At 64.5% G+C, this 19,431-nt stretch carries 18 protein-coding genes; 4 read left to right on the forward strand and 14 right to left on the reverse strand.

Annotation, left to right across the window (positions count from 1 at the left end):
* Window positions 1–57: 57 nt before the first annotated feature.
* The 5 genes from ACVMIH_RS17465 to ACVMIH_RS17485 all read right to left on the reverse strand — a co-directional run bounded on the left by ACVMIH_RS17465 (window position 58) and on the right by ACVMIH_RS17485 (window position 5,608).
* Entirely contained in the window at window positions 58–876 is an 819-nt protein-coding gene (locus ACVMIH_RS17465) for a formate/nitrite transporter family protein (protein WP_137480433.1), read from the reverse strand.
* 430 nt (window positions 877–1,306) lie between these two features.
* Entirely contained in the window at window positions 1,307–2,053 is a 747-nt protein-coding gene (locus ACVMIH_RS17470) for a transporter substrate-binding domain-containing protein (protein WP_456862632.1), read from the reverse strand.
* Between the two features lie 157 nt (window positions 2,054–2,210).
* Window positions 2,211–2,636 (reverse strand): DUF4399 domain-containing protein, encoded by a 426-nt coding sequence (locus tag ACVMIH_RS17475; RefSeq protein ID WP_229192178.1) that lies wholly within the window; start codon window positions 2,634–2,636, stop codon window positions 2,211–2,213.
* Between the two features lie 37 nt (window positions 2,637–2,673).
* Entirely contained in the window at window positions 2,674–4,218 is a 1,545-nt protein-coding gene (locus ACVMIH_RS17480; RefSeq protein WP_456862635.1) for an SUMF1/EgtB/PvdO family nonheme iron enzyme, read from the reverse strand.
* Window positions 4,219–4,417: 199 nt separating this feature from the next.
* Complete coding sequence (locus ACVMIH_RS17485; RefSeq protein WP_456862638.1) at window positions 4,418–5,608, reverse strand: MFS transporter; 1,191 nt, start codon at window positions 5,606–5,608, stop codon at window positions 4,418–4,420.
* 74 nt (window positions 5,609–5,682) lie between these two features.
* On the opposite strand from ACVMIH_RS17485, the gene ACVMIH_RS17490 reads away from it, so the two are divergent.
* Together ACVMIH_RS17490 and ACVMIH_RS17495 are read left to right on the forward strand one after the other, a co-directional pair.
* Window positions 5,683–6,495 (forward strand): helix-turn-helix domain-containing protein, encoded by an 813-nt coding sequence (locus ACVMIH_RS17490; protein ID WP_456862641.1) that lies wholly within the window; start codon window positions 5,683–5,685, stop codon window positions 6,493–6,495.
* A 158-nt stretch (window positions 6,496–6,653) separates the two neighbouring features.
* Window positions 6,654–8,006, forward strand: a complete 1,353-nt coding sequence (locus ACVMIH_RS17495) for a malonyl-CoA decarboxylase (RefSeq protein ID WP_057014905.1) — start codon at window positions 6,654–6,656, stop codon at window positions 8,004–8,006.
* 142 nt (window positions 8,007–8,148) lie between these two features.
* Here the strand turns inward: ACVMIH_RS17495 and ACVMIH_RS17500 are convergent, their stop codons facing one another.
* The 9 genes from ACVMIH_RS17500 to ACVMIH_RS17540 all read right to left on the reverse strand — a co-directional run bounded on the left by ACVMIH_RS17500 (window position 8,149) and on the right by ACVMIH_RS17540 (window position 17,929).
* A complete protein-coding gene (locus ACVMIH_RS17500; RefSeq protein WP_057015093.1) occupies window positions 8,149–10,512 on the reverse strand; it encodes a TonB-dependent receptor in 2,364 nt (787 codons plus the stop codon).
* A gap of 300 nt (window positions 10,513–10,812) precedes the next feature.
* On the reverse strand, window positions 10,813–11,874 hold the full coding sequence (locus tag ACVMIH_RS17505; RefSeq protein WP_057014904.1) for a hypothetical protein: 1,062 nt from the start codon (window positions 11,872–11,874) through the stop codon (window positions 10,813–10,815).
* A gap of 183 nt (window positions 11,875–12,057) precedes the next feature.
* Complete coding sequence (locus ACVMIH_RS17510) at window positions 12,058–13,227, reverse strand: mandelate racemase/muconate lactonizing enzyme family protein (RefSeq protein WP_456862644.1); 1,170 nt, start codon at window positions 13,225–13,227, stop codon at window positions 12,058–12,060.
* A 135-nt stretch (window positions 13,228–13,362) separates the two neighbouring features.
* Entirely contained in the window at window positions 13,363–13,623 is a 261-nt protein-coding gene (locus ACVMIH_RS17515; RefSeq protein ID WP_057014902.1) for a DUF3297 family protein, read from the reverse strand.
* A complete protein-coding gene (locus tag ACVMIH_RS17520; RefSeq protein WP_028332658.1) occupies window positions 13,620–14,096 on the reverse strand; it encodes a glutathione peroxidase in 477 nt (158 codons plus the stop codon). Before ACVMIH_RS17520 ends, ACVMIH_RS17515 begins: the two co-directional genes overlap by 4 nt.
* A 1-nt stretch (window position 14,097) precedes the next feature.
* On the reverse strand, window positions 14,098–15,489 hold the full coding sequence (locus ACVMIH_RS17525; RefSeq protein ID WP_456782133.1) for an amidase family protein: 1,392 nt from the start codon (window positions 15,487–15,489) through the stop codon (window positions 14,098–14,100).
* 71 nt (window positions 15,490–15,560) lie between these two features.
* On the reverse strand, window positions 15,561–16,127 hold the full coding sequence (locus tag ACVMIH_RS17530; protein WP_253625784.1) for a c-type cytochrome: 567 nt from the start codon (window positions 16,125–16,127) through the stop codon (window positions 15,561–15,563).
* Between the two features lie 111 nt (window positions 16,128–16,238).
* Window positions 16,239–17,510: a PQQ-dependent sugar dehydrogenase gene (locus ACVMIH_RS17535; protein ID WP_456782134.1), complete on the reverse strand. Its 1,272-nt coding sequence runs from the start codon at window positions 17,508–17,510 to the stop codon at window positions 16,239–16,241.
* A gap of 161 nt (window positions 17,511–17,671) precedes the next feature.
* Window positions 17,672–17,929 carry a DUF6894 family protein gene (locus ACVMIH_RS17540; protein ID WP_028332662.1) on the reverse strand — a complete coding sequence of 86 codons (258 nt, stop codon included), beginning with the start codon at window positions 17,927–17,929 and terminating at the stop codon, window positions 17,672–17,674.
* A 326-nt stretch (window positions 17,930–18,255) separates the two neighbouring features.
* Here ACVMIH_RS17540 and pqqA point away from each other — a divergent pair, with 326 nt between their 5' ends.
* Both pqqA and pqqB read left to right on the forward strand, forming a co-directional pair.
* Window positions 18,256–18,336 carry a pyrroloquinoline quinone precursor peptide PqqA gene (gene pqqA, locus ACVMIH_RS17545; protein ID WP_035635412.1) on the forward strand — a complete coding sequence of 27 codons (81 nt, stop codon included), beginning with the start codon at window positions 18,256–18,258 and terminating at the stop codon, window positions 18,334–18,336.
* A 160-nt stretch (window positions 18,337–18,496) separates the two neighbouring features.
* A complete protein-coding gene (pqqB, locus tag ACVMIH_RS17550; RefSeq protein ID WP_229193128.1) occupies window positions 18,497–19,426 on the forward strand; it encodes a pyrroloquinoline quinone biosynthesis protein PqqB in 930 nt (309 codons plus the stop codon).
* Window positions 19,427–19,431 lie beyond the last annotated feature (5 nt).

Raw genomic sequence — 19,431 nt, forward strand, 5'->3', positions numbered from 1 at the left:
CCGTCCCAAAGCCAATGGGGCCCTCCGTGACAGGAGAGCCCCATAAGTCGTCGAGGATCAAGCCGCGAGGCGCTGGCGCTTCGGCGCCGTCTTCACATGCGTGGTGTAGAGCGTGAGCCCGGTGAAGGCGAGACCGCCGGCGAGATTGCCGAGCACGGTCGGGATCTCGTTCCAGATCAGGTAGTCCATGATCGAGAACTTCGCATGCAGCATCAGTCCCGACGGGAACAGGAACATGTTCACCACCGAATGCTCGAACACCATGTAGAAGAACACTAGGATCGGCATCCACATCGCGATCACCTTGCCGGGCACCGTGGTGGAGATCATCGCCCCGACGACGCCGGTCGAAACCATCCAGTTGCAGAGCATGCCGCGGATGAACAGCGTGGCCATGCCGGCCGCGCCATGCGCCGCATAGCCCAGCGTTCGCCCCTCGCCGATATTGCCGATGGTCATGCCGACCTTGTCGGGCTCCTGCGTGAAGCCGAACGTCGTCACGAACGCCATCATGAACGCCACCGTGAGCGCGCCTCCGAAATTGCCTATGAAGACGAGAGCCCAGTTGCGCAGCACGCCGCCAAGCGTGACGCCGGGACGCTTGTCGAGCAGCGCCAGCGGCGAAAGGACGAACACGCCGGTCAATAGATCGAAGCCCAGCAGATAGAGCATGACGAAACCGACCGGAAACAACAATGCTCCGACAAGCGGCTGACCCGTATTGACGTTGATCGTCACGGCGAACCAGGCTGCCAGCGCGAGGATCGCGCCGGCCATATAGGCGCGGATCACGGTGTCGCGGGTCGACATGAAGATCTTGGATTCGCCGGCATCCACCATCTTGGTGACGAATTCGGACGGAGCGAGATAGGCCATTCGTAAAATCCCCTTGCGCAATTCGGCCGCGCCGGTTGCCTGCCGGAAGCGACGCGGGTTGGTTGAAATGCTCGTCCGTCCGGGGAGATGGGGCTGCGACGATTGCTCGAGACGCCCGGGCCGGGCACCTTGATCCCCTCGCCTCGGCCAGCATTGGCCTCGGCAATCCGGAGGACGGCAGTCGTCATTGACTGGTGCAATCAAAAGCAATGGATGTGCCAAGCGGCGACGCTGGCGGTTGGCTTTAAATCCCCGTCAATACAATGAGTTAGGCTGGTGGCGCAGGAACCGCACGGCGCGATGGCGCGGAATTATGCAGCATGCCCAGATGTCGCCCAGAGGATGCGCGCCCCTCCATCACCGTCATCCCCGCGCAAAGGCTTCGCCTTTGCGCGGGGATGACGGGGAAAGAGTCGATACGCGCGCTACTTCACTTCGCCTCGGTGCGGACGGGCGCGCCCTTCAGCCCGTTGTTGTCGTAGGCCTTGCGCAGCGTGCCGTTGGCGATCGCCTCCGTCATGAACCTGGTGGCGAAGGCCGCGGCGAGCGGATGATTGAGCGGCACCGCGACCGCGGTGACGGTCTGCTTGAAGGTCTCGTCCAGCACGCGCGTGCCCGGAATCTTCTTCGCCATCGCATTGAGTTGATCGCGCGACAATGCGAACGCGTCGATCTCGCAACTCTTCAGCAGATTGAAGATCTCGTCATAGGTCTGATAGCCCGTGACCGTGGCGTGTTTGAGATGGGCGATCGCGCCGCGCATCGTGGTGGTGGCATTGACGGCGGCGACCTTGACGCCGTCCTGGTCGAGCGTGGCGAAATTCGTGATCGTCGAGCCGGGCTTGACGATATAGGTGGCGTCGGCAACCTCGTAGATCGGCCCGAACGTCATCTTGGTCTCGCGCTCGGGATCCTTGGGCAGGAAGGTGATGTCCCAGGTGTTCTTGGCCGCCGCGTCGGTGATCTGGCCGGAATTCTGGTGCACGACATATTCGACGGGGATGCCGAGTTGCGCCGCCATCTCGCGGCCGAGATCGACGGGAACGCCCGCATAGCCGCTCTCGGTCTTGGTCGACCAGAACGCGCCGCCGGCCGGGCTGATCGCGATCGCGACCCGGAGCTTTCCGGTCGGCGCGATCTGATCCTTCAAGGCGTCGGCATCCGCTGATGTGGCCATGACAATCACTCCCAGAACGAGGCCGGCCAGACGCAGCAGTCGAGACGACATCAGACTTCCTCTAAGCCGAATCTTGCTGTCCGGCAGGCGCGCAACAAACCGCACGGCGCGGCCTTGTGCAAGCGCCGGTTCTCGCAAGGGAGCTATCCGTATCGGCCTATCTCACGCGGATGGTGATTTTTTCGGAGACGACCGGCGGGCTGAATGGATAGTGCTTGGCGTCGCCCAGCACCAACTGCAAGGTGTGCTTGCCGGGCGCCAGGTCGAGCTGCGTCTCGGTCTGGCCGGCACCGAAATGCAGATGAGACTTGTCCGACGGGATCGGCTCATTCGCATTCAACGGCTCATTCACGTCGATCAGAAGATGGTGATGGCCGCTGTTCGGGTAGTCGTCGCCGGCATGGGTGACGCCCATGTTGCGCAGCCCAAAGCGGCACCAGAACGGGCTTTTGAGCTTAGCGCCGTCGCGCGGCCAGATGAAATACAGCTTGGTGTCCTTGCCGGCCGGCTTGTTCTGCGCGTCGGCCGGAACCGCGAACAGCGTCAGTGCCGCGGCGAGCATGATCAAGCCTGCACTTTTCATAGCCCCTCCATGAAGCCTGGCGATCAGGGATGATCGCTCAGGGAGACAGCGCGACCCGGAAACCGTGGGTCGGATAACGGACATTGGTGTCGTAATTATCGCGATTGGCCGGACGCACATAGCGTGCGTCATTCTTCCACGAGCCGGAGCGGATGACATGCGAGGCGCAGTCGCCGCCGGACCAGACCGCACCGTCGGTCGGCGCGCCCTGGTAATTCCTGTGCCAGCAATCCTCGACCCATTGATCGACCCCGCCGCCCATATCGTAGAGGCCAAACGGATTCGGCTTGTAGCTGCCGACCTTGACCGGCTGCTCGGCCGAACTGTCGCCGCCGCAATCCTTGCATCCGGCGTGGCCCGATTGCACCTGGTCGCCCCACCAGTACTTCGATTGCGTTCCGCCGCGCGCCGCATATTCCCACTCGGCTTCGCTCGGCAGCCGGTAGGGCTTCTTGGTGCGCTCGGCGAGCCAGGTCGCATATTGCTTCGCATCGCTCCAGCTCACATTGGTGACCGGAGCGTCGTCCTTGCCGCTGGCCGTGAAGCCACAGGCCTTGGCCGCCGCGCAGGCGTTCCATTCGCGGACCGTGACCGGATATTTGCCCATGGCAAACGGCTTGACCGTCACCCGGCGGATCGGCCGCTCCGACGGATCGTCATTGCTTCCCATCGAGAAACTGCCGGCTTGAAGCGAGACCAGTTCGGGTTCCGGCAGGTCTGGGGTGGGGCTCGCGGAGGGCGCGGGTTGAGGCGACGCTTGCTGCGTCGGCGCCGCCGGGGTCGGACTTGCGGTTTGGGTCGGAGCCGGGCTTGGTGCCGGCGGCTGAACGGCAGGCGATGCCGTCGGTGCCGGAGGCGCCTGCGCCACATCGGCCGGCTTGCCGCGCGGTTGGGCGAGCAGATACCACAGCACGCCGCCGGCGATGATCGCGACCGCCAGTCCGAGCAGCGTGAGCAGGACGGACTCGCGGCGCCTGCGCGTCCGTTGGTACGCGGCTGCATCCGGCAGGACGCGATAAACCCGGACCGGATCGGTGATGTTCTTGACCTTGCGGTCGCCGAGCGATTCGTATCCGCAGACCATCTTGTGCTTGATCTGCTCGTAGATGCCGCCCGAGATGAAGACATCACCCGGCGCTGCGATCCCTTCCAGGCGCGAGGCCACGTTGACGCCGTCGCCATAGATATCGTCGGGCTCGATGATGACGTCGCCGAGGTTGACGCCGATCCGGTACTCGATCCAGTGATCTCTCGCGATCGCCGCGTTGCGGCCGATCATGTTCTGCTGGATCACGATGCTGCAACGGACGGCCTCGACCGGACTGTCGAACATCGCGATAAAGCCGTCGCCGGTGGTCTTGACCAGCTTGCCGTGGTGCTCGGCAATCGTGGGCTCGATCAGATCGCGCAGGGTCCGCTTGACGCGCGTATGCGTGCCTTCCTCATCGAGCTGCATCAACCGGCTGTAGCCGGCGATATCGCCCGCTACGATCGCCGCGAGGCGCCGCGGCATTGAATCGCCGGGAGGCTGGGTATTGTCGGGCTGTGACCGGCCTGACTTGAAGTCGCGAATTTCTCCCATAGCGCTCCGGCTGCTCCGCAAAGACGTGTTCAAGGCGCAACCGGCGCCTTCGTCCCCGAGGCCCGTTTCAACCTACCACACCTGCGGGTCGGAACAAAGTTCGCGAAGCGTGACCATGTCACGGTTATCCGCCGTCGGTCGAGGCCCGCCGGTCGGGCACGCCTCGTCGCAACGTTAAATGGGCGGCAAAACGCCTGCGTCAGCCCGCCTGCGCGGCCGGGGTGCGGATCTCGCGCGGCAGGATGATCGCGGCGGCGATCGCCAGCAGGCAGAGTGCCGCGAACGCGCGCAGCATCATCGAGAAGCCGCCCTGGTCGTACAACCATGCCACCAGGCCGACGGACGCGCCGGCCGCGGTGAAGCCGACGAAATAGCGCACCGCATAGGCGCGCGAGCGCCATTCCTCGGTGGTGTACTTGCCGACCATGGCATCGTTCACCGTGACCTGGCCGAACGCGCCCATCACGATGCCGATCGAGACCACGATCAGCGGCAGGTTGTTTAGGCTCGCCGCCAGATAAAGGAACGGCGCCAGCAGGAACGACAGCGGCAGCGCGACCGTCTTCAGCGAATATCTGTCGAGCAGCTTGCCGATGGTGTACTGCGTCATCGCGCCGAACACATAGACCCCGGCCGCGATCACGCCGAGCAGCGCCGGGCTCTTGGTCAGGTCGGCGAGCCGTTCGGCGAACAGCTTCGGCAGCGCCACGGTCACCGCGTTGAAGGTGGTCGAGATCGCGATCACCACGATCAGCAGCGACAGCACCACCCGCCACATGTCCTCCTTGGCGACCCGCACCTGCGCTGCGGCCTGCCTGGAGCCCTTGCGGTCCTCATGCACCACCGTCATCGCAAAGGCGATGCCGATCAGCACGGTGACCGTGCCGGGCACGATGAAGGCCCAGCGCCAGCCGAGATACTGGCCGATCACGCCGGTGACCAGCGCCGACGAGGCAACGCCGAGATTGCCCCAGACGCCGTTGATCCCCATCTGGGCGCCGAGCTTCTCGGCATAGGACACGATCATCGCGGTGCCGACCGGATGGTAGATCGAGGCGAAGACGCCGATCGCCAGCAGTGCGGCGCCGAGCTGCAGCGGTGTCTGCACGAAGCCGACCGAGATCATCGACAGGCCGATGCCGACGAAGAAGATCACCATCATGTGGCGGCGGCTCCAGCGGTCGCCGAGCCAGCCCGTGACCAGCGAGCCGGCGCCGAAGGCGATGAAGCCCGGGGTCGCATAAGGCAGGAGTTCCGAATAGGCCATGCCGAGCGCCGGGCCCATGATGATGACGGCGGCCGCGAAGATCAGCATCGCGTAGTGATCGATGAAATGGGCCGCATTGACGAAGGTGATCACCCGGCTGGGACTGTTGCTTGGACCGTTCATCGGCACGTCTCTCACGCGATTCTTCAATTGCTCGAAAATAGGTTATAGGTGCTTGTCCTGACGGGATGTCGCCAATGACTATCGCTGAGCCGCCAATAAGAGCCCTCCACCAGGACCGGCGCGTCACCGGGGACGGCGTGCATCTGGTGGCGCGCAGCTACCGCAAGGGCGTCCGGCTCGAGCCGCACATGCACCGCGAGGCACAGCTGGTCTATGCCGCCAGCGGCACCATGCAGGTGACGACGCCCAAGGGGCGCTGGCTGGTGCCGCCGGACCGCGCGGTGTGGGTCCCTGCCCTGCTCCCGCACGCGATCGGCGTGCTTGCCGACATCGAGATGCGCACGCTGTATTTCGACCAGGCCTGGCTCGCGCGCGAAAAGCGCAGTGACAGCCTCGACCACGAATTCGTGGTGCGGGTGTCGCCGCTGGTGCACCAGGCGATCCTCGCGCTGTTCGACGCCTCATGCGGACGCGAGCGCACCGATCTGTTGATCCGCCTCGTGATGCTGGAGCTGCACCAGGCCGAGGACTCCGCGACCTTCATCCCGTTGCCGCAGGAGCCGCGCTGCCGCCGCGCCGCCGACCTCGTGCTGGCCGATCCGACGCAGGACCACGACATCGATGCGCTGGCGCGCACCGTCGGCACCTCGGCGCGGACGCTGTCGCGGCTGTTCTCGGCGGAAACGCAGCTCTCGTTCAAGAGCTGGTGCCAGCGCGCCCGCATCGCGGCCGCGATCGAGCGCCTGTCGAGCAGCGCGAACGTTTCGGTCAAGCAGGTCGCCTCCGACCTCGGCTATGCCAGCGTACCGGCATTTTCCCACGCGTTCCGCCAGGTTACCGGCAAGACACCGACCGCGTTCGCGGAGAAAACGTGCGAGAAAACGTGAACCGGGTTTGTCACCGGGCGCAGCGACGACGAATTATACCGCTGTCGCGCTGCGACATATTTCCGTACGATCCATGCGCTTGATTGCTGTGCTCCCGACCTTAAATCCCGTGTAAGGTCCGGCTTCATTGGATACGACCTGCTGGATACGACCTGCTCATGGCCAATGCCTTCTTCTCCGATCTGCTCTCGACGATTTCCGAACGCGGCCGCGTCCTGCTCGGCCGCGCCAGCCCGGCCAACGACAAGCAGGATGCTTCCGAACTGCTGGAATTGTGCGAGGCGCTGTTATCCGGCCGCGGCGAAGCCTCCGGCACCGCGATGGCGCGCGAAGTGCTCGACCGCTACCATCATCTCGATGCCGCCGGGCGGCTGTCGTTCTTCCAGACGCTGGCCCGCGATTTTGGCCCCGATCACGCCAAGCTGGCGCAGGCGATCGAAAGCTGGCGCGCCAAGGCCAATGGCGATGACGCCAGCGACCTGCATTTCGCCTCCGAGCCGCGCCGCCAGGAATTGATCCGCCGGCTCAATCGCGCGCCGGGCGGCACCGGCGAACTGGTGTCGATCCGCTCGGATCTGCTTTCATTGATGAAGGGCAACAAGGACCTTGCCGCGCTCGATCGCGACGTGGTGCATCTGCTCTCGTCCTGGTTCAACAGGGGATTCCTCGTGCTGCGCAGGATAGACTGGTCGTCTCCGGCCAATATTCTGGAGAAGATCATCCGTTATGAGGCCGTACACGAGATCCGCGATTGGGACGATCTGCGCCGCCGCATCGATCCGATCGATCGCCGCTGTTACGCCTTCTTCCATCCGGCGCTGGCCGACGAGCCGCTGATCTTCGTCGAGGTCGCGCTCACCGAAGCCATCCCGGGCGCAATCGCGCCGCTGCTGGCCGAAGAGCGCGAGCCGGTGCCGGTCGAGCGCGCCCGCACCGCGGTGTTCTATTCAATCTCCAACACCCAGCGCGGCCTTGGCGGCATCTCCTTCGGCAGCTTCCTGATCAAGCAGGTGGTCGAGGAGCTGCGCCGCGAATTGCCGAAGCTCGACAACTTCGTGACGCTATCGCCGGTGCCGGGCTTCATGCAGTGGGTCAAGCAGGCCGACGACGTGCCGCTCACCGAGGAGGACCGCCAGCTGCTGGAAAGCCTCGGCAAGCCCGACTGGTTCGAGAACGCCGAGCTCGCGACCCAGCTGCGCGCCGTGCTGGAGCCGCTTGCCGCCTACTATTTCCTGAAGGCGCGCACGCCGAAGGGACGGCTGATCGATTCGGTCGCGCGCTTCCATCTCGGCAACGGCGCACGCTTGGAGCGGATCAACTGGCTCGGCGATCTCTCGCCCAAGGGCCTGCGCGAATCCGCCGGCATCATGGTCAACTACCTCTACCGCCTCGACGACATCGAGAAGAACCACGAAGCCTACGCCAACAATGGCGAGGTGATCGCCTCGAGCGCGGTGAAGAAGCTGTTGAAGGGCGAAGGCCGGCGGCTGCTGGACATGCGGTTGGGGTGACAGGCCAACCCCTCTCCACGTCATTGCGAGCACACCTCTCTACCGTTGTCATGGCCGGGCTTGTCCCGGCCATCCACGTCTTTCTTGTAGACCGCGGCAAAGACGTGGATGCCCGGGACAAGCCCGGGCATGACGGTGAAAGCTAAAACCTCGCCCGCGCCACCAGCCTTACCGTGCGGCCCTGTCCCGGCGAGATATTGTTGTTGCCGTCAGCCGACGCCCAATAGCCCTTGTCAAAAATGTTCTCGACGTTGAGCTGGGCGCTCCAGGTCTCGTCGATCTTGGCATAGATCGCCGCATCGAAGCGCACGAAGCCCGGCAGCCGCACCGTGTCGTCGGACGAGGCGAAGGAATCGCCGAAATAGATCACGCCGAGCGCGGCCGCCCACATCGGCGTGAACTGATACTTGTTCCACCAGGCAAACTGATTGTACGGCACCAGCTGGACGCGGTTGCCGGGTACGATGGTCGCCGAGGTCGCGCCGGTGATCTTCGCGTCGGTGTAGGCATAGGCCAGCGACGACTGCCACTGCTCGGTGACATAGCCGGTCAGGCTCGCCTCGACGCCTCGCGTGAGCGTGCTGCCGGAGGGAAAGAAGAAGCCGGGATTGTTACCGTCGGCGATCGGCTGGTTGGTGCGGTTCAGATTGTAGACCGCGGTCGAGAACAACAGCTTCGGGTTGATGTTCCACTTCATGCCGAGCTCGACATTCTCGAAGCGCTGCGGCTGCAGGATCAGGGTGCCGTCGTTCAGCGCGCTGAACTGGTCGCCCGAGGCCGGCAGGAAGGAGACGCTGTAGGCGGTATAGACCGACATCGAATCGATCGGCTTGATGATCAGGGCGCCCTGCGGCGACACCAGATTGTCGACGCGATTGCGATTGATGTTGGTGTTCATGTCGGTGGCCGACATGTCGTAGCGATCGAACCGGGCGCCGGCGATGATCTGCACGGCGCGCGAAATCTCGATGGTGTCCCTGAGATAGCCGGACTGAATGTTCAGCGCATAGCGGCTGTTCGAATCGGGCGTGGTGACTCCGTCGCTGTTGGTGCCGGTGAAGTGGTGAAGAAACGTCACCGGGCCGAAATAGGTCGGCGCGAACGGGTTCTGCACGATGGTGTTGGTGCCGTTCGGGAACACGCCGGTGTTGCGGATATCGACGCCGGTCTGCCGGCCGAACTCGGTGCCGAAGCCGACGGTGTGGAACAGCGGCCCGGTCCAGGCCTTGTAGGTGAAATCGGTCTGGTTGAAGACATTGTCGCGGTTCGTCGTGTGCTGATAGGCGCCGAGATTGACCGCGGTGTCGGCAGGATTGACCGCGCCGGCGAGCGGACCGCCCGTTGGATAGACGTTCTGATAGAATTTCTGGTAGTCGGCGGCGATGGTGCCGTTGCGCACCGTCAGCCCGTTCTCGAAATCGTGCTCGATGATGGCCATGCCGGTCTGCACCGTCGCCTGCGCAGTGTTCAGGCTTGGGCTGCCGAAGAAGGTCGAGAAGTCGCCGTTCGGCGCGAACGGCGTGGTCGGGTTGAAGCGGGTCGCGCCGCCCGGCAGACCCTGCGAGGGATTGCCGCGATCGGCGGTGCGCTCGTCGTGAAAGTACTCGTAGCTCAGTTTGATTTTGGTGTTGTCGTCGGGCTTCAGCGTCACCGTCGGATTGATGCCGTAGCGCTCCAGATGATTGAAATCGCGGAAGGCGTCGGCACCCTCGTAGAACACATTGAGCCTTGCTGCGACGTTGTCGTTGATCGCCTGTCCGGCATCGAGGCTGACGCGGCGATCGCCCCACGAGCCGGTCTGCGCCGTCGCCTCGTAGACGCGGTTGCCGTCGGCTTCCTTGAGGGTGCGGTTGAGCAGGCCGCCGCCGGCGCCGCGGCCGAAGGTCAGCGCGCTCGGCCCCTTCAGCACCTCGATGCTCTGGGCGTTGTACATGTCGCGGAAATACTGCACGTCGTCACGAAAGCCGTTGACGAAGAAGTTGGCGCTGGAATCGACGCCGCGGATCACGAGTTCGTCGCGATTGCCCTCGCCCTGATGCACGGCAACGCCGGGGACATAGCGGGTGACGTCGGTGAGGCCCTGATAGTTCTGGTCGCGGATCTGCTCCCGCGTGATCACGTTGAGCGATTGCGGGATGTTGACGATGGCGGTGTTGGTCCTGGTCGCAACCGACGTGCTGTTGGCGAAATAGCCCGATGTGCCGGTGCGGGCGTCCTGCGATTCCGCGAACGGTTTTGCCGCCGCCGCGGGCGCGATCCGCCGTGCCGTCTGGGTGCGGCGGCCTCGTGCTGCGGCGGTGTTACGCGATGTCGATGGTGCGTTGCGGCGACGTTGCGTGGCCGGCGCGGTGACGGTCACCGGCGGCAGCGACGAGGCGCCGGCCTGCGACGGCGCCGATTGCGCCTGTGCGGCAGACGTTGCGAGCGGAACGCTCAGCGCGAGATAGCTCGCCGTGAGCAGCGCAAGCAAGACAGTGCGACGATGGGCTTGTGTTCTTGATGTCATGACGTCGTCCCCAAGCAACTCTCGCCTTCGTTGAAGGCGATGCGCCGTCCTCTAGAGAGGTGAGGCGCTGTGCGTCCAGACGACGGGCGCGAGAAAATTTTTGCGTGACGACGGAATAAAATCGCGACGAATGGACGCGGGTACGCCGCGCGGCGAGCGCGGGGTTGGAAAAGTCAAGGATGCGAATGGTTTCTGTCGGCTTCCGGATTTGCGCCCGGAAACGAAGAGCGGCGCTTGCGCGCCGCACTTCTTGTAGCGATTCCAGATTGTAGCGGTTCTAAAACGATCAGGACGTCGCGGTCATGCGGTTGCGGACCGCGGCCGCAACCCCGCCGGCAGATGCGCGTCGATCCAGCCAGTGATCGCACGCTCGTGGCGATGGTAGAGCAGGCCTGCGGCGATCACGGCAATGCCGATCAGCGACAGCGAGAACGGAAACCACAGCGAGTCCTTGAAGACGACGTCGGCGAGATGGCCGAGATAGAGGCAGATGCCGAACGCGCCGAACACCGCATAGGCGCGCCGCATCAAAATCACGGCGATCACGATCAGGCCGACATTGAGCAGGCAGTACACCGCCTTGCTCAATTCGGTTGAGCCTTCGGACGCGCTAATTCCGCCCCAGAACGCCATCAGGCCGAACAGATGCAGCCAGAACGCAAAGTCGCCGTTGCGGCTGCGATAGTCCACGATCCAGGCGACCGCGAGCACGGCAAGCCCGAACCAGATCGACACCCTGCGGCGCATCTCGAAATCGGCGTGAGCCATGCCGCTGAACCACGGCGCCAGGTCCATCGACATGAACCACAGCGCGACCGAGATGATCGCGACGATGAAGGCGAAGCGGTAGTAGCGCAGCGCGACGATGCCGGCGGCGACGGTCGCGATCTCCATGAAGATCCAGCTGCCCTTCACCCAGACGTAGAAGTCCTGCACGGTTCCCGGCTTGCCGAACTTGCCCCACCAGCCAAGCTCGTCCTGGATGCCGTAGACCGCGAGCGGCGCCATCGAGACCGCGATCGCGATCAGCAGGCCGCCGGGAACCCGCAGATTCTTGGCGTGCCAGAGGTGGTGACCCGCCACGCTGAACCCGACCGCATAGGCGATCGCGCAGGCCGTGAGCGCGCGGCCGCCCATCTGGGTGAAGGCCAGAGTCGAGAACAGGCCCATGGCACCGATCACGATGAGCGCGCCGGCGTACCAGAGCACATGCGCGGCATCGAATTTGGCGGCGGGACTTGCATCGCCCGCCGGCCCCTGCCCGGCGCTGCTCGCCAGGAAAGCGAGCAACCGTTCCAGATCGACCGGGCTGATCACTCCGGCATTGGCGGCGTCCCGGAGATCCTTGGCTGAATATGGCATGCAACTATCCTCACGGCCGGTCTTTGCGCTTACTCCCGATCATCCGGGACAAAGACGCCCTGTTCTCATGAGTATATCCAGAAATGAGCAGCGTTCAATAATTTCTTGAGCATTGTTCAAATTATTTTGCGAGCAAGCTCATGCCCACCCCGCGCCCAGCGGATCGGCACTCGCGGGCCGGACTTAGTCCGCCAGCGCCTTCATCTCCTTGTAGAGATCGGATTTGCCCTCGAAGCCGATGCCCGGAAGGTCGGACATCACGATGTGGCCACCCTCGACGCGCACGCCATCCGGGAACCCGCCATAGGGCTGGAACAGGTCGGGGTAGCTCTCATTGCCGCCGAGGCCGAGGCCGGCCGCGATGTTCAGCGACATCTGGTGGCCGCCATGCGGGATGCAGCGGCTCGGCGACCAGCCGTGGGTCTTCAGCACCTCGAGCGTGCGCTGATACTCGCAGAGCCCGTAGGACAGCGCGCAATCGAATTGCAGCCAGTCGCGGTCCGGCCGCATGCCGCCGTAGCGGATCAGGTTCCGCGCATCCTGGTGGCTGAACAGGTTCTCGCCGGTCGCCATCGCCCCCGGATAGAACTCGGCCAGCGCGGCCTGCAGCGCGTAGTCGAGCGGGTCGCCGGCCTCCTCGTACCAGAACAGCGGATACTCGCGCAGCATCTTGGCGTAGGCGATCGCGGTCTCCAGATCGAAGCGGCCGTTGGCGTCGACCGCAAGCTGCGCCGCGCTGCCGATCTCCTTCAGCACCGCCTCGATGCGCTCGCGGTCCTCGCCAAGCGGCGCACCGCCGATCTTCATCTTCACGACGTTGTAGCCGCGGTCGAGATAGCCGCGCATCTCCTTGCGCAGCGCGCCGAGGTCCTTGCCAGGATAGTAATAGCCGCCGGCGGCGTAGACGAACACGCGCGGATTGGCGGTGCGGCCGTGGCGCTCGGCGAGCAGCCGGAACAGCGGCTTGCCCGCGATCTTCGCCACCGCGTCCCACACCGCCATGTCGATGGTGCCGACCGCGACCGAGCGCTCGCCATGGCCGCCCGGCTTCTCGTTCGACATCAGCGTCGACCAGACCTTGTCCGGATCGAGATTGCCGCCATCGGCATCGAGCAGCGATTTCGGATCGGCTTCCTTGAGGCGCGGCGCAAAGCGCTCGCGGATCAGACCGCCCTGCCCGTAGCGGCCGTTGGAATTGAAGCCGTAGCCGACCACCCGCCTGCCGTCGCGCACCACGTCGGTGACCACGGCCACCAGGCTCGAGGTCATCTTGGTGAAGTCGATATAGGCGTTGCGGATCGGCGAGGAGATCGGTTTTGTGATTTCGCGGACGTCGACGATGCGGACGGACATGGCGCTGCTTTCGCAATTTGTTAGGCACGTCATTCCGGGGCGATGCGAAGCATCGAACCCTCAGGTGCGCAGTTGCGCACCGAGAATCTCGAGATTCCGGGTCTGGTCCTTCGGACCATCCCGGAATGACGGTTGCTACGTCTTGTCCCGGAAATACGGCTCGACCGGCCCGTGCACCTTGATGGTCAGCGGATTGCCGTAACGGTCCTTGGCATTACCGGCGGTGACGCGGACCCAGCCTTCGCTGATGCAGTACTCCTCGACATTGGTCTTCTCGACCCCCTTGAATCGGATGCCGACATCGCGGGCGAGAATCTCCGCATTGTAGTACGGGCTGTTCGGATCGACCGAGAGGCGGTCGGGGAATTGGTCGTTGGTGTCGTTGTCGTCGCTCATAGCAGCGCCTCGATGTCCTTCCTCAATCCTTCGGGCCGGGCGGTCGGCGCGTGCCGCGCCACGACCTTGCCGGCGCGATCGACCAGGAACTTGGTGAAGTTCCATTTGATCGCGGGCCCGAGCAGGCCCGACTTCTCACGTTTCAGGTGTTCGTACAATGGATGCGCACCTGAGCCATTGACGTCGATCTTGGCGAACATCGGAAACGTGACGGCGTAGTTGGTCTCGCAGAACGCGGCGATCTGCTTCGCATCGCCCGGCTCCTGCGCGCCGAACTGGTTGCAGGGGAAGCCGAGCACGGCGAAGCCGCGCGGCGACAGGCCGGCGTGCAGCTCCTGCAGGCCCTTGTATTGCGGCGTGAACCCGCAGGCGCTCGCCGTGTTCACGATCAGCAGCACCTGGCCCTCGAACCGCTGCAGCGGCACGTCGTCGCCGGCGAGCGACTTGGCGGTGAAATCGTAAACGGTCGCCATCTCAGCTGACCGGATCGATCGGCGACGACGGCGTGCCGCCGGCCTCGACCGCCTCACCAGCGGCAAGGCAGAGATCCTCGCGGTAGCGTCCGGCCACCAGTTGCACGCCGACCGGGATCCGTCCGACGAGACCGGTGGAGACCACGAGCCCGGGAAGCCCCATGAACGGGATCGCAATCTGCGGCAGCTGCGCGTGCCACACCCGCGCGAACGACGCCTCGTCCTTGCGGTCGAGATGGTCGGGGAACGGCAGCTCGCCGGACACCGGCATCAGCAGCACCGGATATTTCTCGAAGAAGGCGAACCATTCGCGCGTCAGGGTCGCGCGGCGGGTCAGCGCCTGCGACAGGTCGAACGGATGCACCCGGGCGCGGACGCCGCGCAGGCAGGCCAGTGCGCCGGGATCGCCCTCGCGCTCGGCGAAGGCGAGCTGGGCCTCGTAGCCGTCGCCGAGCCAAAGCCGGGTCTGGATTTCGGCCGCCTCGCGCAAGGACGGCGTGTTTGCAATTTCCTCGACGATCCAGCCGGCCTTCTGCAAGCGCTTGCCGGCATCGGCCACCGCGGCGACCACTTCCGGCACCGGATCGAGACCATCCGGATTGAGGCACATCGCAACGCGCTTCTCGCGCGGCGGGCCTTCGAGCGGCACCGGCGCATACCAGGGGTCGCGATAGTCCGGCGCCGACATCGCCGCGAGCGAGATGCGCAGATCGTTGACGGTGCGCGCCAGCGGGCCCGACACCGCGCTGATCTGCGGGCCGATCGGCCGCTCCGGCAAAGCCGAATTGAAGGCCGGGATGCGGCCCATGCTTGGCCGCAGGCCGTGCACGCCGCAGGCATAGGCCGGATAGCGCACCGAGCCGGCGATATCGGTGCCGTGAGCGATGTGGCCGATGCCGGCCGCGACCGCCGAACCCGCGCCGCCGGACGAGCCGCCCGGGGTGATGCCGGGATCGCGCGGGTTCTTGGTGTCGCCGTGAATGAGGTTGGTGGTGAACCAGCGATAGGAGACCGCCGGACAATTGGTGCGGCCGAGCAGCACCGCGCCGGCCTTGCGCAGATTGGCGACCACCGGATTGTCGACCCTGGCGATGACGTCGCGCTGTGCCTTCAGCCCGTTGGTGGTGGCGTAGCCCTCCTGGTCGACATTGACCTTGATGGTGACGGGCACGCCGGCGAGCGGCCCGACCGCCTCGCCGCGCGCAATGGCCGCATCGATCTTGGCCGCCTGCGCCAGCACGTCGTCCGGCCGGTGATCGACCACCGCGTTGAGCTTCGGGTTGACCGCGTCGAGCCGGGCGAGCCCGGCCTCCGCCGCCTCCTTCGCCGACACCTTCTTCGATCTGATGAGGCTGGCGAGCTCGGCCGCCGACAGACGCCAAATATCCTGCATGTGCAACTCCGTGTGACGCTGCGTTTTAGCGCCGCGCGGAGAACATGGCCAGCGGTCCGCCGCCTGATGTTTCAGCGGACATGCGCGATGTAATAGGCAAGGTCGCCGATCTGCTCCTTGGTGACCGTTTGCATCACGTCGGCCATGGTGGCGTCATAGCCATGGCGGCTGTTGTCCTTGTATTCGGCCAGCGTCTTGGCGAGGTAGTCCTCGCGCTGGTTGGCGATGCGCGGGACATTCTCCTTGCCGGAGAAATCGGTGTTGTGGCAGCTGTTGCAGCGGTTCTGCTGCGCCAGCGCCTGGCCCCGCGCCATCCGCGCCGGATCGCCGGCGTCAGCGGGCGGCGTGGGCTTCGGCAGGGTCGCGATGAAATCCGAGAAGCTGCGCAAATCGTCGTCGGTCAGCGGCTTCGCCATCTCGTTCATCGGGTCGAACACCCGCAGCTTCTCGCGGAACATGAAGAGCTGGATCAGCGCATAGGGCGCCGTCTGGCCGCCAAGCGACGGCGTGTTCTCGGTCTCCGACGTGCCATGCTCGCCATGGCAGGCAAAGCACGCCGCGGCGCGCTCCTGGATGGTCTCGGCATTTGCGGAAAGAGCGGATGCAAACAGGAGCACAGGGATCATGAACTTACGCATCGGCTGCTCCTGACTTTCAGTGTCATTCCGGGGCGCCCGAAGGGCGAACCCGGAATCTCGAGATTCCGGGTCTGGTGCTGTCGCACCAGCCCGGAATGACGTTGGTGGTTGTTACTGATTGGCGACCTTCGGCTTGCCGTAGCTGACGCGATAGACCGCGCCGTTCCAGTCGTCGGAGACCAGCAGCGAGCCGTCCTTCAGCAGCATCACGTCGACCGGGCGGCCGACATACTTGTTGTCTTCGAGGAAGCCGGTCAGGAACGGCTCCATCGACTTCACGGTGCCGTCCTTGTTCAGCCTGACGGCGACCACGTCACCACCCTGCTTCTGCGACTTGTTCCAGGAGCCGTGACGCGCGACGAAGATCACGTTCTTGTAGGTCTTCGGGAACATGCTGCCGGTGTAGAAGCGCATGCCGAGCGACGCGGTATGCGGGCCCATCAGGCCGACCGGCGCGGTGTAGTCCTTGCAGGTCTTGCCCCAGCCGAGCTCCTGGTCGATGATGTTGCCCTGGTAGCAGTACGGCGCGCCGAAATCCTCGCCCGCCTTGGTGATGCGGTTGAGCTCGTCTTCCGGCACCGTCTCCGACAGCCAATCGCGGCCGTTGTCGGTGAAGTACATCTGCTTGTTCTCGGGATTCCAGTCGAAGCCGACCGTGTTGCGCACGCCGAGCGCGTAGACCTCGGCGCCGGAGCCATCGAGATTCATGCGGCGGATCTGGCCGTGGTCGGCATCATGCAGCACGTTGTTGCCGGGCTGTCCGACCGGAACATAAAGCTTGTTGTCGGGACCGACGGCGATGAACTTCCAGCCATGCGCCTCGTCCTTCGGCAGCTTGTCGTAGACGACGGTGGGCTTCGGCGGGTTGTCCAGATTGTCCTCGATCTTGTCGATCTTGGAGACCTTCGAGAGCTCGGCGATGTAGAGCGTGCCGTCCTTGAAGGCGACGCCGTTCGGACGATAGAGGCCGGAGGCGATCACCTTGACCGAGCGCTTGCCGTCCTTGTTGACGATCGCATAGACCTTGTCGACGAGGCGGCTGCCGACGAACACCGTGCCCTTGTCGCCGAGCGCCAGCGAGCGCGCATTGGCCATGCCGGCCGCATAGACCTCGACATTGAAGCCGGCCGGCACCTTGAGCTTGGCGAGCGGCAGCTTGTCGGGTGCGGACGGCAGCGGCGGCGGCGCCACCGGCGCGAGCTTGGCGGCGGCCTCGTTGTCCGGACGCCCGATCAAGGGCGAGCCCGGCGGCAGCGGCTGGGCGGCAGGGGCGGCACCTGCCGCCGGCGCGGCCGGCTGTTGCGCCGCAGCAGAGAGCGTGAACGCCCCGAGCATGGCCCCCGCGAGCAGCAAGCTGCGCGGTGCGAACGAGTGTTTTTTCATGAAGATCTCCCCTGGGTGGAAGCCGTTGTTGATTGCGCCATTGACGTCGCCCGGCGCCGTTCGGCTTTCCGTTCATAGTCTTGCGAATTTGTCCGGACAATTGCAATCGGAAGCATGCCGGACATCGGCCAACGCATGGTTGTGGCCGCGCGGGGCCAGCGTCAGTGCCTTGTCATCGAGCGGTCCGGGCGATCGAGGATCGCCTCCGTGAATGGAAACTCCAGCACGACCTCGCCCTCGTCGTCGGTCACCTCGATCACGGCGCTGAGCAGCGCGCCGTCGGCGCCCTCGGTCTTGAGCAGTTCGCGAATCATCGCGCGCGCCATTTCCCACGCACGATCCGGGTCCCGCAGGATTTCGCCGTCGGGATCGGAGATCAGCTCGTCGCCGATACGGGTGTTGAAGAAATAGCGTGGCATCGGCTGAACTCGGCTCGGTTAGTCGCCTCCCGTCGCGGGGAAGCACAGGATCGTCACCGGGACCTTCGGAGGACCGCGGGGCTGCTGTTTACCTATTCCAACATCACCATTCACCGTGTGGCTAACAACAGGAAAAAGGTCTGATGCCACGGGCTTTTGACGGGAAACGCGCGCACAAATTTGTGAGTGGGTAAGATTTGCTTGCCGCAGTGCAGCATGCCCTTCGAGGCGGCACCTTACAGAAAATTTAACTGGCGAACTTTTCCAACCACAGTAGTTTAGCCTGCAGGGCGGAAAGTTCGTCCGGTTGCAACAAGGAGAGCCAAATGGCCTGGAAAGCACCGAAGATCGTTGAAGTGTCGGTCGGTATGGAAATCAACATGTATATGTGCGCAACCCGCAAGTAAGCGGCAGCGCCCTCTACACGTTTAGCGTTTTAGCGCAGGTGGACATCCGGGCGTAACGCGCTCCCGAGCGAGGGAGTGTGTTTCAAATCCGGGGTCCACCTCGTAACGTTTCTGGGTCTAACAAACTTCTCCAGGGCCAAGCTTCTCCAGGGGACGGATCATGCTTCGTGTCGTCGTCCTGGGTGCCGCGGCGGGTGGCGGCGTTCCGCAGTGGAACTGCGGCTGTGCCGTCTGCAGGACGGCGCGAAGCGACCACCCCGAACTGCAGAGCACGCAAGCCTCGATCGCCGTCAGCGGCGATGGTGTGCACTGGTTCCTGGTCAATGCGTCCCCGGATCTGCGCCAGCAGTTGATTGCCACGCCGCAGCTGCATCCGAAGCACGGCGCACTGCGCCATAGTCCGATCGCGGGCGTCATCCTCACCAATGGCGAGATCGACGCGGTCGCCGGGCTGTTGTCGATGCGCGAGGGCTCGCCGTTCACGATCTACGCGCATGAGCGGGTGCTCGCGATCCTGCGCGCGAACAGCATCTTCAACGTGCTCAGCGACGAGAACGTCGACCGCCGGCCGATCACGGTCGACCAGGCCTTCGAACCGGCCCTGCCCGACGGATCGCCGTCCGGGCTTGAGGTGCTGCCGTTTGAGGTTCCCGGCAAGGGCGCGTGGTATCTTGAGGGCAAGGCGCATCCGGCGGGCGCCGACGGCGTCGGCGATACGCTCGGCCTGCGTATTGCGGACCGGCGCAGCGGCAAATATTTCTATTTCCTGGCCGCCTGCGCACGGGTGACTGACGACCTGAAATCGCGGCTCAAGGGCGCCCCGCTGGTGTTTTTCGACGGCACGGTGTGGCGCGACGACGAACTGATCGCGGCGGGCCTTGGCAACAAGACCGGTCAGGGCATGGGCCATATCGCGATGTCGGGCGATCAGGGTGCGATCGAAAGCCTCGCCGGGCTCGACATCGGACGAAAAGTGTTTTTGCATATCAACAACTCCAACCCGGCGCTGCTTGGGACCTCGGCCGAACGCAAGGCGGCCGAACAGGCGGGCTGGCAGATTCCCTCCGACGGAACGGAGATCGTGCTGTGAATGTC

Source organism: Bradyrhizobium sp. USDA 4503 (assembly GCF_054055815.1).